General features: G+C 64.4%; 17 protein-coding genes. 8 read left to right on the top strand and 9 right to left on the bottom strand.

Annotated features, from left to right (window positions below; all coding sequences use genetic code 11):
- Positions 1-80: 80 nt before the first annotated feature.
- The gene (locus FJ424_RS11565) at positions 81-842 is read right to left on the bottom strand and encodes a GGDEF domain-containing protein (RefSeq protein WP_140641929.1); all 762 of its coding nucleotides are present in this window, start codon (positions 840-842) and stop codon (positions 81-83) included.
- A 150-nt stretch (positions 843-992) separates the two neighbouring features.
- Here FJ424_RS11565 and FJ424_RS11560 point away from each other — a divergent pair, with 150 nt between their 5' ends.
- Positions 993-1,700 carry a pyrimidine 5'-nucleotidase gene (locus tag FJ424_RS11560; RefSeq protein ID WP_140641931.1) on the top strand — a complete coding sequence of 236 codons (708 nt, stop codon included), beginning with the start codon at positions 993-995 and terminating at the stop codon, positions 1,698-1,700.
- A 335-nt stretch (positions 1,701-2,035) separates the two neighbouring features.
- Here FJ424_RS11560 and FJ424_RS33600 read toward each other — a convergent pair whose 3' ends face one another.
- From FJ424_RS33600 to FJ424_RS11545, 3 genes are all read right to left on the bottom strand, one after another.
- Positions 2,036-2,503, bottom strand: a complete 468-nt coding sequence (locus tag FJ424_RS33600; RefSeq protein ID WP_181182058.1) for a hypothetical protein — start codon at positions 2,501-2,503, stop codon at positions 2,036-2,038.
- Positions 2,503-2,955: a hypothetical protein gene (locus FJ424_RS11550; RefSeq protein ID WP_140654530.1), complete on the bottom strand. Its 453-nt coding sequence runs from the start codon at positions 2,953-2,955 to the stop codon at positions 2,503-2,505. The genes FJ424_RS33600 and FJ424_RS11550 overlap by 1 nt, the downstream gene beginning before the upstream one ends.
- 175 nt (positions 2,956-3,130) lie before the next feature.
- A complete protein-coding gene (locus tag FJ424_RS11545; RefSeq protein WP_181182059.1) occupies positions 3,131-3,547 on the bottom strand; it encodes a hypothetical protein in 417 nt (138 codons plus the stop codon).
- A 221-nt stretch (positions 3,548-3,768) separates the two neighbouring features.
- On the opposite strand from FJ424_RS11545, the gene FJ424_RS11540 reads away from it, so the two are divergent.
- The gene (locus FJ424_RS11540) at positions 3,769-4,500 is read left to right on the top strand and encodes a sensor histidine kinase (protein WP_181182060.1); all 732 of its coding nucleotides are present in this window, start codon (positions 3,769-3,771) and stop codon (positions 4,498-4,500) included.
- Positions 4,501-4,797: 297 nt separating this feature from the next.
- Positions 4,798-5,421, top strand: coding sequence for a response regulator transcription factor (locus tag FJ424_RS11535; protein WP_246677222.1), 624 nt, complete (start codon positions 4,798-4,800; stop codon positions 5,419-5,421).
- A gap of 35 nt (positions 5,422-5,456) precedes the next feature.
- Here FJ424_RS11535 and FJ424_RS11530 read toward each other — a convergent pair whose 3' ends face one another.
- Positions 5,457-6,296 (bottom strand): LOG family protein, encoded by an 840-nt coding sequence (locus FJ424_RS11530; protein ID WP_140641938.1) that lies wholly within the window; start codon positions 6,294-6,296, stop codon positions 5,457-5,459.
- A gap of 144 nt (positions 6,297-6,440) precedes the next feature.
- Here FJ424_RS11530 and dapD point away from each other — a divergent pair, with 144 nt between their 5' ends.
- From dapD to FJ424_RS11515, 3 genes are read left to right on the top strand one after another with little or no spacing between them, the layout of a single operon-like run.
- Positions 6,441-7,295 (top strand): 2,3,4,5-tetrahydropyridine-2,6-dicarboxylate N-succinyltransferase, encoded by an 855-nt coding sequence (dapD, locus tag FJ424_RS11525; protein ID WP_140654533.1) that lies wholly within the window; start codon positions 6,441-6,443, stop codon positions 7,293-7,295.
- Between the two features lie 24 nt (positions 7,296-7,319).
- Entirely contained in the window at positions 7,320-7,691 is a 372-nt protein-coding gene (locus FJ424_RS11520) for a DUF805 domain-containing protein (RefSeq protein WP_140641942.1), read from the top strand.
- A gap of 7 nt (positions 7,692-7,698) precedes the next feature.
- A complete protein-coding gene (locus FJ424_RS11515; RefSeq protein ID WP_140641944.1) occupies positions 7,699-8,400 on the top strand; it encodes a hypothetical protein in 702 nt (233 codons plus the stop codon).
- Here the strand turns inward: FJ424_RS11515 and FJ424_RS11510 are convergent.
- Complete coding sequence (locus FJ424_RS11510; protein ID WP_246677221.1) at positions 8,375-9,409, bottom strand: 2-dehydropantoate 2-reductase; 1,035 nt, start codon at positions 9,407-9,409, stop codon at positions 8,375-8,377. The two genes, FJ424_RS11515 and FJ424_RS11510, sit on opposite strands and share 26 nt — an antisense overlap.
- A 176-nt stretch (positions 9,410-9,585) precedes the next feature.
- Between FJ424_RS11510 and dapE the strand changes: the two genes are divergently transcribed.
- Both dapE and FJ424_RS11500 read left to right on the top strand, forming a co-directional pair.
- Positions 9,586-10,785 carry a succinyl-diaminopimelate desuccinylase gene (gene dapE, locus FJ424_RS11505; protein ID WP_140654536.1) on the top strand — a complete coding sequence of 400 codons (1,200 nt, stop codon included), beginning with the start codon at positions 9,586-9,588 and terminating at the stop codon, positions 10,783-10,785.
- Positions 10,786-10,787: 2 nt separating this feature from the next.
- A complete protein-coding gene (locus FJ424_RS11500) occupies positions 10,788-11,393 on the top strand; it encodes a transporter (protein ID WP_140642079.1) in 606 nt (201 codons plus the stop codon).
- On the opposite strand, the gene truA is transcribed toward FJ424_RS11500, so the two are convergent.
- The 3 genes from truA to fmt are packed head-to-tail and all read right to left on the bottom strand — an operon-like array spanning position 11,390 to position 13,643.
- Complete coding sequence (gene truA / locus FJ424_RS11495) at positions 11,390-12,181, bottom strand: tRNA pseudouridine(38-40) synthase TruA (RefSeq protein ID WP_140654538.1); 792 nt, start codon at positions 12,179-12,181, stop codon at positions 11,390-11,392. The genes FJ424_RS11500 and truA overlap by 4 nt on opposite strands.
- A 23-nt stretch (positions 12,182-12,204) precedes the next feature.
- Positions 12,205-12,711, bottom strand: coding sequence for an N-acetyltransferase (locus FJ424_RS11490; protein ID WP_140654540.1), 507 nt, complete (start codon positions 12,709-12,711; stop codon positions 12,205-12,207).
- Entirely contained in the window at positions 12,708-13,643 is a 936-nt protein-coding gene (gene fmt, locus FJ424_RS11485; RefSeq protein WP_140654542.1) for a methionyl-tRNA formyltransferase, read from the bottom strand. The genes FJ424_RS11490 and fmt overlap by 4 nt, the downstream gene beginning before the upstream one ends.
- Position 13,644 lies beyond the last annotated feature (1 nt).

Genomic DNA, 13,644 nt, shown 5'->3' with positions numbered 1-13,644 from the left:
TAGGTGAAAACGGGGTTACACCCGGAAGTTCAGCGCGGTTGAATATGGACATGGTTAGGGTTTTCCTAACGCCCGCGGCTTCATGCCGCCTCGGGGAGTTCGCGGTCGAGGATCGAAAGATTGCGACCGCGGTTCTTCGCCTCGTAAAGCCTGCGATCGGCGGCGCGCATCAGATCGGAAACGGTAGCGCTCTCGCCGCAGCTTATGCCGCCGATCGAGACCGTGAGCGGCACGGTCCGCTCGTCGACGGGGCGGAAGCGGATCAGCTCGACCTCGCGGCGGATACGCTCGGCGATATGCTTGGCTTCCGGTTCGCTGGCGCCGACCAGGAAAGCCGCGAATTCCTCGCCGCCGATGCGGCCGAGCATGTCGCCGCTGCGAATGCCGCGTTCGATGGCGCCGGCAATCAGAAGCAGCGCTTCGTCTCCCGTCAGATGACCGTAGCTGTCATTGATCCTCTTGAAGTGATCGGCGTCGATGATGAGCAGCGCGCCGCGATCGCTCTTGCGCCGCGACCCGTCGAGCGCGGCAAAGAAGGTTTCGCGGTTGAGCATGCCGGTCATGTCGTCGCGGCTTGCCTTTTCCGACAGGCGCCTGTGCGCCGCCGCAAGCTGCGCATGGGCGCGGGCAAGCTCGCGATGGGCGTTCTGCAACCGGTCGCTCTGCCAGAAGCTGCTGGCGCTGGCGGCCCAGGCGAGCACGAGCGGGCAAACCGTCGACGCCAGCCAGACGGTGCGGCTCATCGGAAAGCCCATTGCCGGAACCACAATCAGCGTCAACAACAGCGAGGCAGCGACCGAAGCGAACGCCACGGCAGCGGCCCTCAAAAATATGCGACTCATCACTTGCTCCCAACGGATAGCCTCTGTGCCAGCAAGCGCTGAAGGCGACCTTTCCGAGACTTTTAAAATTTGAAGTGAGACGCCATTTTCACACTTCGTGACGCGCATAAGTTGTGGATAACCTCCGCGCCGGCGTGCCATAAGAAGCGTATGACGATGACACCCGATCCTGCCCGCTTTGCCCATGTCACGGACTGGGTGTTCGACCTCGACAACACGCTCTATCCGCATCACTCGAACCTGTTCGCGCAGATCGACGTCAAGATGACCGCCTATGTCGGCGAGTTGCTGACGCTTTCGCGCGACGAGGCGCGCAAGCTGCAGAAGGAGCTCTACCTGGAATACGGCACGACGCTGAACGGGCTGATGAAGCGGCACGGCATCGATCCCGACGATTTCCTCGAGAAGGTGCACGACATCGACTATTCGCGGCTGGTGCCGGATCCGGTGCTGGGCGCGGCGATCCGCCAGCTTCCAGGACGCAAATTCATCTTCACCAATGGCGACCGCAGGCATGCCGAGCGCACCGCGCGCCAGCTCGGCATACTGGAACATTTCGACGCCATCTTCGACATCGTCGCGGCGGGGCTCAATCCCAAGCCGGAGCGCCAGACCTATGAGCGTTTTGCCGAACTGCACTCGGTGACCGGACATAATGCGGTGATGTTCGAGGATCTGGCGCGCAATCTGGCCGTGCCGAAAACGCTCGGCATGACGACCGTGCTGGTGGTGCCGCGCAATTTCGAGCCGACCTTTTCGGAGATCTGGGAACGCGACCCTGCAAACGAGGACGACGTCGATTTCGTCACCGACGATCTCGCCAGCTTCCTGACCGCGATCGTCGAGGTCGTGGCCTGAACGATGTTTGCATAGGGCAAGCCTGGGAGGTTGCCGAAACGCCCATCGCGATCGTCATCCACGGGCGGAGCAAGGAGCGAAGCGACGCGCGTAGACCCGAGGATCCATTCCGTGGCTTTCGAGCGTTGCCGCGGTGCAGAATTCTGCTCTGCTGCATTCCACGGCCCAGGTCACGGAATGGATTCCAGGGTCTGCGCGACGCCGCTTCGCGGCTGCTCCGCCCTAGAATGACGAGGCTGGGAGGCTTCGGCCAATCCCCAGCGTTTGCCCTGATTTCATCGAATGAGCGGTGAATATCTGGCCTATCGATGGGCCTGCAATCTTGTATCGAGGACCTAATCGAAATCCGGAATCGTGCCGGGCGGCAGCCCCAATCGGCCGTTCAGCTCCTTCAAAAACCGGCACAAGTCCGGCGTGCTTCCGGCTCCCCTGCCGTTGCCATTGCCGTCGGACGAGTAGCCGTTGCCGTGGCCGTTGCCGCAATTGGCGTTGCCGTTGAAGCTGCCGCCATTGAAGTTGCCGCTGAAACTTCCCGCATTGCCGTTGCCGTTGAAGTTGCCGCTGTTGCCATTACCGCTGAAACTTCCGGCATTGCCGTTGCCGTTGAAATTGCCGGTGTTGCCGAGAGCGTTGGTCACGCCGACGCCGATCGGAAGGTCGGCAATCCTGACCAGGGTCGAGGCGTCGGCAGCCAGGATAGCGGCAAGCAGCGTGCCGAGCGCGAGGCCGTTTCCGTCAAGCAGCCTCGGCGCCACGCCGCGCTGGCGACGCCGAACGGACGCGGCTGATCTCAAACTGGTCATCAGCGGTTCCCCCGGCCGTTGGAGTTGCCGTTGAAGCCGCCGACATTGCCGTTGCCGTTGAAGTTGCCGCCGTTGAAGTTGCCGTTGCCGGCACCGATGTTGCTGTTGCCGTTGTATTGGCCGGTGTTGGAGTTGCCGTTGAAGGCGCCAATGTTGCTGTTGCCGCTTGTCGGCGAGGTGTTGCTGTTGCCGTTGAAGGCGCCGACATTGCCGGTGCCGCTGTTGAAGGCGCCGACATTACCGGCACCGCTGTTCTTGTAGCCGACATTGCCGCCGAAGTTGCCGAGTGGGTTCATGCTCCTGACGTTCGAACCGATGGCTTGGCCGTATTTGCCGACCGCCCCCTGGACAGCCGACATGCCGAAGGCCTGGCTGCCCGTCGCGGTGTCAGCCTTCGCCGCGGTTGCACTCGACAACCCCAGGCATAGCGCCGATATGACGTAGCGTTTCATCTGCGAGCTCCTTCCATGGCTTAGCTTTTTGAAATTGCACCTGTTTCGAAAAGGACTGGGACCGCCGGCGACATGTCGCGATAGCCTTGCGCGGGGGACGGGCGCGTGGCTCGGCGATCCCAGAGACGTCTGCGTCTTTCCAAGTTAAAGCTTGGCGACGCTGAAGTTGGCGACGCTAGTGGTTGGCGTTGCCGTTTCCGTTGCCGCTACCGGCGCCCCAGTTGCCGTTGCCGTTGGCATTGCCGTTGCCGAGGCCGAAGTTGCCGTTGCCGTTCACGTTGCCGTTGCCGAGGCCGAAGTTCCCGTTGCCGTTGCCGTTGCCGTTGGCGGCGCCGGCATTGAGGTTGCCGTTATAGTTGCCGCTGAAGGCACCCATGTTGGCGTTTCCGTTTCCGTTGCCGTTGCCAGCGCCGAAATTGCCGTTGCCGTTGAAGTTGCCGTTGAAGGCGCCGGTGTTGGCGTTGCCATTGCCGTTGCCGTTGCCGACGCCGACATTGCCGTTGCCGTTGCCGTTGCCGCTACCGACCGAAAATGCGGATGCCGAACCAGTCAGAGCCGACAGGACAGCCGCGGCCAGGATGATCTTTTTCATGACGTTCTCCTTGGTTTGTGTTGAGCTTCCCGGCCAGTTCAAGATGACCGAGAGGACGCTCCAAGGATGCACGCAGAAATAGCGCCCATGAATTCGGGCTAATCGGCAGGTGCCGTCGGTTTTTCTGCTGATCCCCGTGTCAGGGAAAGTTGAAGTAATCGGGAAAAAACTGACAGGCATAAAGGCATATGCCGGGTGTATATTGCGCGGAGATCAACCCCTTGTGCCTCTTCTCGCGGGGCCGGCACTTCGCGGCGTTGACGGAAAAGAAGTCGATGGAGGGTGGCATCGACACCGGCAAAGACGATAGCTCGAGAAAGCGCCGTGGCCTGGCGCGGCATCTGGTTGCCGTGCAGGAAGAGCAGCGCCTGCGCCTGTCGCGCGAGCTGCATGACGATCTGGGCCAGATGCTCGCCAGCGTCGCGCTCGAATTGCACATCGTTCGCGCCGGCTCGCCGGAGATGGACGCCCGCCTCGAGCGCGCCGCGATGCTTATCGACCAGCTGAGCGCCAGGGTGCATGACGCCGCCTGGAGCCTGCGACCCGCGGACCTCGATCGCCTCGGCTTCAAGGCTTCGGTCGAGGACCTGACAACCATGCTTTGCGGTCAACTCGGCATTGCATGCGAGATGGACCTTGAAGCCCTGTCGAGCCCGCCGCCTGCCGAGATCGCGCTCACGCTGTACCGCATTGCCCAGGAAGCGCTCACCAATATCGGCAAGCATGCCGCGCCGAGCCGCGTGAGCGTCACGGCGCACATCCAGGACGATCGGATGCGCCTGACGATCGAGGATGACGGCCGCGGCTTTGACGGCAGCGCCGAACCTGGTCCGGGCCATTTGGGACTTGCCGGGATGCGGGAGCGGCTGGCGCTGGTCGGCGGCAAATTGTCGGTTGAGACCGCCTGGGGCAAGGGGACCACCATTTACGCCGATGTGCCCCTCGCCGGCTGACCGGCAGCTTCGAGCCGGCAACGATGCGATCGGGTCTGAAACGGCATCTTCGGCGTCAGGTGGGATTACGTGAAGCGCTGCACATCCCGGACATTAGCCGCGGCTTACAGTGCGGCATCATTGGGTTAGGCGGGGGATGGCTTACCCGTTGCGGCCGTTCAGGCCTGCCAGGACAGACGGGCGTCCCGCGCCAGGCGGGGCAGTTGCCTAGACCATCAAGAACAAGAGGGCCCGCTCCAGGCGAGAGGCTCTTTCATCGACTGATGGAGGTTAAAGGTGTGCTGCAGACGGATATTTGTGGTCGATGACCACCCGATCATCCTGTCGGGGGTCGGGGCTATGATCAACAGCCAGGACGACCTGACGATCGTCGGACTGGCCGGCAATGCCGACGATGCCCTCGAGGGGATCGGCAAGTCGCTGCCCGATGTCGCGGTGGTCGACATATCGCTTCCGGGCATCAACGGGGTCACGCTGATCGAACGGCTTGGCGAACGCTTTCCCGAGGTCAGCTGCATAGCGCTGACGGCGCATGAGGATCCGGGCTGCCTGCGCCAGGTGCTGGCGGCGGGCGGGCGCGGCTTCGTGGTCAAGCGGTCGACCGCGACGGACCTGCTGCAGGCCATCCGATGCGTGTTGGCCGGCGACAACTATGTCGATCCGGCGCTTGCGGCGCGCATATTGAGCCCACGCGGCGCCGCGCAGGGCGATCCGGGCAATCTCAGCGAACGGGAGCGGTCGGTCATCCAGTTGGTGGCGCTCGGTTACAGCAACAAGGAAATCTCGTCGCGGCTCAGCCTCAGCATAAAGACGATCGAAACCTATCGCACCAGGGCAACCGACAAGCTCGAACTTCACTCCCGCGCCGCCATCGTGCGCTTCGCGCACTCGAATGGCTGGCTGATCGAACTGCCGGTGTAGGCGAACCGGCAGGTTGCGCTTCCGGGGCCGCGCTTTCAGAGCTTGTAGAAGCGGCGGATGATGTCCCAGGCTTCGTCGGCCGTGTCGACGAAATCGATGATGTCCTGATCGCCGGGCGAGATCGTGCCCTGCTCGGCGAGGAAATCGAGATCGATCGCCCTTTGCCAGAACGCCTTGCCGAACAGGATGACCGGGACGCGCTCCATGCGTCCCGTCTGGATGAGCGTCAGCGTCTCGAAGAACTCGTCCATCGTGCCGAAGCCGCCCGGAAACACCGCGACCGCCTTGGCGCGCATGACGAAATGCATCTTGCGGATGGCGAAGTAGTGGAAGTTGAAGCAGAGCTCCGGCGTGACATAGGCGTTGGGCGCCTGCTCGTGCGGCAAAACGATGTTCAAGCCGATCGACGGCGCGCCGACATCGTCGGCGCCGCGGTTGCCGGCCTCCATGACGCCAGGCCCGCCACCGGTCACCACGACATATTCACGATAATAGGAGGTGGCCGACTGCTGCGAGCACAGGCGGGCGAATTTGCGCGCTTCCTCGTAATATTTGCTGTTCGCCTCGAGGTTCTTCTTCTGCGTCTCGTTCTTCGCCGCCCAAGCCTCGCCACCCGGTTCGGGCAGGCGGGCGCCGCCGAACAGGATGACGGTCGAGCGAATGCCGCGTTCGGCCAGGATCATTTCCGGCTTGAGCAGCTCGAGCTGCAGCCGTACGGCGCGCAATTCGCGACGCGTCATGAACTCGGGATCGTTCCACGCCAGCCGGTAGGTCTCGGCGCGTGTCTGCGGGGTATCCGGCACGCCTTTCGAGCGTTCCAGATCCTCGTCCGAATGCGGCAGCGGCGTCCATCCCGCCTTTTCCATGGGAGTCATCGAATCCACCCGTCCAATTCCCTTACTTGCGCCGTCCCGTGACGCAGGCGCGATTGACCCCCATTGAGCCTTAACATAGGGTCCGCGCGACTTTTAAACAGATTAAGGCGCAGCCCCTTAACAGCTTGGTAATGGAGCGAAATCATGTCGAAGCCCGATCTGGCGAGCCTCGAAAAGACCATCGAAAAGGCCTTCGAGGAGCGCGACACGATTTCGACCGCGACGCGCGGCGAGACGCGCGACGCCATCCAGGCGGCGCTCGACCTGCTCGACCGCGGCGTCGCCCGCGTCGCCGAGCGGCGGGACGACGGCAAGTGGCACGTCAACCAATGGCTGAAGAAGGCAGTGCTGCTCTCCTTCCGGCTGAACCCGATGGAGATCATCAAGGGCGGTCCCGGCCAGGCGGTGTGGTGGGACAAGGTGCCATCCAAGTTCGACGGCTGGAGCGAAGTCGACTTCGAGAAGGCCGGCTTCCGCGCCGTGCCGTCCTCGGTCGTGCGCCGCTCGGCCTATGTCGCGCCGGGCGCGGTGCTGATGCCGTCCTTCGTCAATGTCGGCGCCTATGTCGATTCGGGCACCATGGTCGACACCTGGGCCTCGGTCGGCTCCTGCGCCCAGATCGGCAAGAACGTGCATCTTTCCGGCGGCGTCGGCATCGGCGGCGTGCTGGAGCCGATGCAGGCCGGCCCGACCATCATCGAGGACAATTGCTTCATCGGCGCGCGCTCCGAAGTGGTCGAAGGCTGCATCGTGCGCGAAGGCTCGGTGCTCGGCATGGGCGTGTTCATCGGCCAGTCGACCAAGATCGTCGACCGCGCCACCGGCGAGATCTTTTACGGCGAAGTGCCGCCGAATTCGGTGGTGGTCGCCGGATCGTTGCCGGGCAAGCCGCTGCCCAATGGCGAGCCAGGTCCCAGTCTCTACTGCGCCGTCATCGTCAAGCGCGTCGACGCCAAGACCCGTTCCAAGACCTCGATCAACGAATTGCTGCGCGACTGATCCTCCATCACGGAGCGGACGCTAGTGTCTGAAAGATCGCAATTCCTCTGGCTGTTCTTCAGCCTTTCGGGGCGGCTGAGCCCGGTCGCCTATGCGCTGGCCGGGATTTTGCTGGTGCTTGTCCAGTTTTTCCCGTTCTACCAGTTCGCGCGGGTGGAGCTGAACACAAGCGCCAGCCAGAACTGGGCCATGATATGCTGGGGCGTGCTGCTCATCTCGGCCTGGGCAACGTTCGCGGTGACGGCGAAGCGCTTCCATGATTTCGGCAAGCCGACCTATTTTGCGCTGATCTCGCTGATCATCGGTCCCATCCTGCTCATCATCCTTGCCTGTTTCCGCAGCGATCCCGGACCGAACCGCTACGGCAGGCGCACCAACGCGCCGGGCGATAGCTGAGGTCGCCATGCGCTACCGCACGCTCGATCCGACGCGGATCATCGAGACCGCCCAAAGGCTGGAGGAGCGTGTCGCCGAGCGGTTCCCGGAAAGGGGCCTGCGCGCCGTCGCCGCCGAACTGGTGTCGCTGTCGCGGGACCTCGCCAAGGCCGCCAAGCAGCTGGAAGCGCCGATCTGGTGGCTGCGCGGCGTCATCGTCGCGGCCTTCATCGCCGGCGTGGCGATGTTCCTGTTCGTCGGTACCATCCTGCCGCTCGACCGCATTTCGGGCGCCGACGATGCCGTGCAGTCGATGCAGGGCATCGAGGCGACGATCAACACCGTGATCCTGGCGGTGCTCGGCCTGCTGGCGCTGATCCGCGCCGAGGAGCGGATCAAGCGCAAGAAAGTGTTCCGGCAGCTGCACGGGCTGCGCTCGCTGATCCATGTCATCGACATGCACCAGTTGACCAAGGATCCGGCGACGCTGTCGGCCGACTTCAAGCCGACCTCGCACTCGCCCGCCCGCATCACCAACCCCGCCGACCTGGCGCGCTATCTCGACTATTGCTCGGAGATGCTGTCGATCACCGGCAAGATCGCGGCGCTGTTCGCGCAGTCGGTCAATGACGATGTCGTCGTCAACGCGGTCAACGACATCGAGAACCTGTCCTCCAACCTGTCGCGCAAGATCTGGCAGAAGATCACGCTGATCGAGGACCGCCGCTGACCATTTCCGGCCTAAGACCAGGCGGACCGCGCTTTGCCGCTTCCGCCTGACGCACCAGCGCAGTGACGCGTTCGTTGACCGGCGTCGGGGCGCCCGATCGCCTGGCCAGGCGAATGACCGCGCCCTGCAATTCGTCGATCTCGGTCGGGCGGCCGCGTTTGAGGTCGTCCCACATCGACGAGCGCGCCCGAGGATCGATCGCCAGCATGCGGCGCGCCAGAAGCCCGAACAGCCAGTCGGGCAACCGCAGCACTTTCGGCAGCAGCGCCGGCGGCAGGCCGGTGATGCGCGCCGGCGCTATGCCCGCCGCCCTCATCGCGGCGAGCGCCTCGTCGATCTCGGCGGCGAGGATGACTCGCCAGCTTCGGTCGGCCAGTTGCCTCGCCAGCGGCAGGTCGGAGAGCGCCACCAGGGCATTGTTGAGGTTCATCAGCAATTTGCTCCACTGCACCGCCTTCATGTCGGCGCGCGCTTCGACGGCAAGCCCGTCGACGTCGAGCAGACCGGCAAGGCCATCGACGCCATCGTCGATCATCACCTCGCCCTGGCTGGCGCGATGCGCACGCAACGGCGCCTCGCCGTCGGGCGACTGGACGACGTTGAACATGACCATGCCGGTCAGCACCCGCCGTCCAGGGAGCGCGGCGCGCAACCTGTCCGCATTGTCGACGCCGTTCTGCAGGCTGACCACCACGGCATCCGGGCGCCCGTGGGCGGCGATCAGCCCGGCCATCTCCGCGGTTGCGCCGCTCTTCACCGTCACCAGGATGACGTCCGCATCGGGGAGTGCTTCCGCCGGATCGTCCGTGGCCGAAATCGCTCGCGCTTCGACGCGGCGGTCGCGGCCGTCAAGATCGCTGGCGCGCAGCCCGCTTTCGCGCATGGCCTCGACGACGCGGCCGCGGCCGAGGAAGACGACCTTGCGTCCGGCGAGCACCAGGCAGCCGCCGACATAGCAGCCGATGCTGCCGGCGCCGGCTATCGCGATGGTGCTTGTTTCACTGGCCACGCATTCGTCCTCGCTTGGCCCGCAACTTGCTATTATGCATGTCGTTTTCCCGGAAACGCTGCCCACCCTTCCGGGCGACATGCATTTATACGCCACGAAAACCATATTGTCGGCGGCATGACCGGCGATGATCTGCCATCGTGACACGACAAACGCTTTCGACTATCGCTTTGCCCATGACATTGCCGACCGATCCCGCCGCGAATCTTGCCGCCCTGATCCGTTGCCCTTCCGTGACGCCCGCCGAAGGCGGGGCGCTTGCCGCGCTGGAGGGTATGCTGAAGCCGCTCGGCTTCTCGATCGAGCGACCGGTCTTCTCGGAAGACGGCACGCCGGACATCGAAAACCTCTATGCGCGGCGCTCGGGCAACGGCCCGCATCTGATGTTTGCCGGCCATACCGATGTGGTTCCGGTGGGCGACGAGGCGGCCTGGACGCATCCGCCCTTCGCCGCCGAAATCGCCAATGGCGAGATGTATGGCCGCGGCGCCGTCGACATGAAGGGCGGCATTGCCTGCTTCATTGCCGCGGTGGCGCGCCATGTCGCGAAGAATGGCGGGCCGAAAGGCTCGGTGTCGCTGCTGATCACCGGCGACGAGGAAGGACCGGCCATCAACGGCACGACGAAGCTGCTCGACTGGGCGGCGGCCAAGGGCGAGAAATGGGACGCCTCGATCGTCGGCGAACCGACCAATCCGGATGCGCTCGGCGACATGATCAAGATCGGCCGGCGCGGTTCGCTGTCGGGCAGTGTGACCGTCAATGGACGCCAGGGCCATGCCGCCTATCCGCAGCTTGCCGACAACCCGGTGCGCGGGCTCATCAGCCTGGTCGACGCGCTGCTCCATCCGGTGTTCGACAACGGAACCAAGGATTTCCAGCCGACCAACCTCGAAGTGACGTCGATCGATGTCGGCAATCCGGCGACCAACGTCATCCCGGCCAAGGCGACGGCCATTTTCAACATCCGCTTCAACGACACCTGGGATGCGGAGACCGTCCAGGCCGATATCCACAACCGGCTCGACCAGGCCGCCGGGCGCAAGAAATACCGGCCGGGCAAGAAGGCGCCGGTCGAGTACGAGCTTGTCTGGCGCGATCGGCCGAGCCATGTCTTCCTCACGCGTGACGAAAAGCTGATCGATACGCTGGGCAGCTCGGTCAAGGCGGTGGTCGGCAAGACGCCGGCGCTCTCCACCTCCGGCGGTACGTCGGACGCGCGCTTCATCAAGGATTATTGCCCGGTGGTCGAGTTCGGCCTGGTCGGCAAGACCATGCATATGGTGGACGAGCGCGTCGCGCTTGCCGACCTCGAGACGCTGACGCAAATCTACGAACGCTTCATCGAAGACTGGTTCGGACAAGGCCTTTCGTGACCATGCTTTCGGCGGACGAAACCTATGCTTCGCTGGCCGGCGCCTGGCGGCTGATGTTCGGCAAGGCCGACGGCCTGCGCCTGCTCGACCTTTCTGCCGACGGTTTCTGGAATTCCTTCTTCGCCATTGTCGTGGCGGCGCCGGCGCTGATCGTCGGCTGGGTCGGCATCGCCAATGAGATCGGCGATCCGGACGCCTTCGCCGGACGCCTCGGCATGCTGATACGGCTGGCGACCGTCGATATCGGCTCCTGGGTGCTGCCGCTGGTGGCGCTCGCGCTGGTCGCGCCGCGCGCCGGCATCGGCGGCCGCTTCGTCCACTATGTCGTCGCTTCCAACTGGACGTCGGCGATCATCGCCTGGCTGATGCTGCCCTCGGCGCTGCTCAGGCTCTTCCTGCCTTCGACCAGCGACGTGAACAGCCTCGTGTCGCTGTTCCTGTTCGCGCTCTCGATGGTGCTGACATGGCGCATGACCAATGCATCGATCGGCAGGGGCGCCGCCGTAGGCACCACCGTGTTCGTCGGCATGTTCATTGCCTCGCTGCTCGTCCTGTTTGGCTTGCAGGCACTGCTCGGCATCGACATACCGGACGGCACGACGGGTTAGGTCACCGTATCCTCGGCTGCGGCGTTTGGCTCTTGGGTTGCCGCCGCATAATCCACCCCGACGAGAAACAGCCCGTCCGGCGGCGCTACCTGGCCGCAGGCGGCGCGGTCGCATGCTTCGAGCGCCGCCTTGAGATCGGCGGCGCCCCAGGAGCCGTCGCCGACGCGCTTCAGCGAGCCGACCATCGAGCGAACCTGGTTGTGCAGAAAAGAGCGGGCCGAACTGCGCACCTCGATGAAGTCGCCATCGCGGCTGACGTCGAGGCGGTCAAGCGTGCGGACCGGGCTTTCGGCCTGGCACTGGGTGGAGCGGAAGGTGGTGAAATCATGCCGGCCGAGGAGCACCTTGGCAGCCTCATGCATGGCCTCGGCGTCGAGGCGCTTCGGCACCCACCAGATCTTGCCCTTTTCCAGCGCCGCCGGCGCCCGGCGATTGAGGATGCGATAGAGATAGTGGCGGCCGGTGGCGGAAAAGCGCGCGTCGAAACCGTCGGCGACAACGGCCGCATTCAGGACGGCGACGCGCGCGCCGGCCGCCTGCAGATGGGCGTTCACCGCATCGCGCACCTTGTCGCCCGACCACGCTTTGGCCAGGTCGACATGCGCCACCTGGGCAGTGGCGTGCACGCCGGCATCGGTGCGGCCGGCGGCACGTATTCTTACGGCCTCGCCGCAGAACTTTTCGATCGCCTGCTCGATCGCCTGCTGCACCGAGGGCTGGTCGGCCTGATGCTGCCAGCCGGCGAACTGGCTGCCGTCATATTCGATATCGAGCCGAAAACGCGGCATGCCAGCTGTGCTTTCGCCTTAACCTAGGCGGCTAAAGCGGTGAAGGCTGAAGCGTAGACCAGCTTGCCGGTCTCGGGCGCGTCGCCCCAGGCCAGCGCCTGCAGCGCCTCGCCCTGGTACTCGCTTTCGAACTTTCCGGCGCGGGCGTGGGTGTAGCCGAAGCGGCCGTAATAGACCGGATCGCCCAGAACCACGGCCAGCGTCTCGCCGGCTTCCTTGAGCCGCACATGCGCCTCGCGGATCAGCGCGCCGCCGATGCCGGTGCCGTGGAAGGAGGGCTCGACCGCCAGCGGCGCCAGCGCGACAGCGGCGAACTGCTTGGCGCCGTCCTGCACGAAAAGCCGCGAGAAAAGAATATGGCCGACGACCTGGCCGTCTTCCTCGGCAACCAGCTCGACGACGGCATCGCCGCCAGTGACAATCGCGTCGACCAGGCCGGCTTCCGCCTGCTGGCCAAAGGCATGCTCTTCGACGAGGCGGATCGCCTCGCGATCCCGCGGCGTCGCCGCGCGTATCGACATCATGCTCATGTGAGTTTCATTCCTTTTTCGATCTTGGCGCCGCGCAAAAACTCCTGCGCGGCGGCAGGCCTTCCGCCCGCCCGTTGAACTTCGACCAGCCTGACCGCGCCCAACCCGCAGGCGACCGTCAGCCGGTCATCGAGAATTCCTCCCGACTCGCCGACGCCATCCGAGAGCGTCGAGCGAAGCAGTTTCAGCCGCTCCATGCGGCCGCCAATTTCGACCTCGCACCACGCGCCCGGAAAGGGCGAGAGGCCGCGAATGTGATTGTGGACTTCGCCAGAAGGCCGCGTCCAGTCTACGCGTGTCTCCGATTTATCGATCTTTCGGGCATAGGTCACCCCTGCCGTCGCCTGTTGGGTAAATGTCAGACAATTTATCCCCAACTGGGCGAGCGCCTCAACCATCAGCGAAGCGCCCTGAACCATCAGGAGGTCGTGCAATTCGCCGGCCGTCATATCGGGTGCGATGGCGACTTTTTCAACCATTGCCACCGGCCCGGTGTCCAAACCTTCTTCCATGCGCATGATCATCATGCCGGTCTCCGCATCGCCGGCCATGATCGCGCGCTGGATGGGAGCAGCACCACGCCAGCGTGGCAAAAGCGAGGCGTGGCCGTTCAGACAGCCCAACCTCGGCGCGTCCAAAACGGCTTTCGGCAACAGCAATCCGTAGGCGACGACGACCGCGAGATCGGCCCGCAACGCGGCGAAGGCCTGCTGCTCGGCCTCGCCTTTCAGCGATGTCGGCGTGCGCATTTCGAGCCCCAGCCGCTCGGCCTCGCGCTGCACCGGCGAGGGCGTCAGCTCCAGCCCGCGCCGGCCGGCGGCGCGCGGCGGCTGCGTGTAGACGGCCGCGATCTCGTGGCCGGCTTCGGCGATGGCGCGCAAGGTCGGCACGGAAAAATCCGGCGTGCCCATGAAGATGACGCGAAGCGGCATT

This window comes from Mesorhizobium sp. B3-1-8 (assembly GCF_006439495.1).
In the GTDB taxonomy this organism is placed as follows: Bacteria; Pseudomonadota; Alphaproteobacteria; order Rhizobiales; family Rhizobiaceae; genus Mesorhizobium.
Note: the sequence above shows the minus strand (reverse complement) of the source record. Positions and strands in the feature narration are given on the sequence as shown.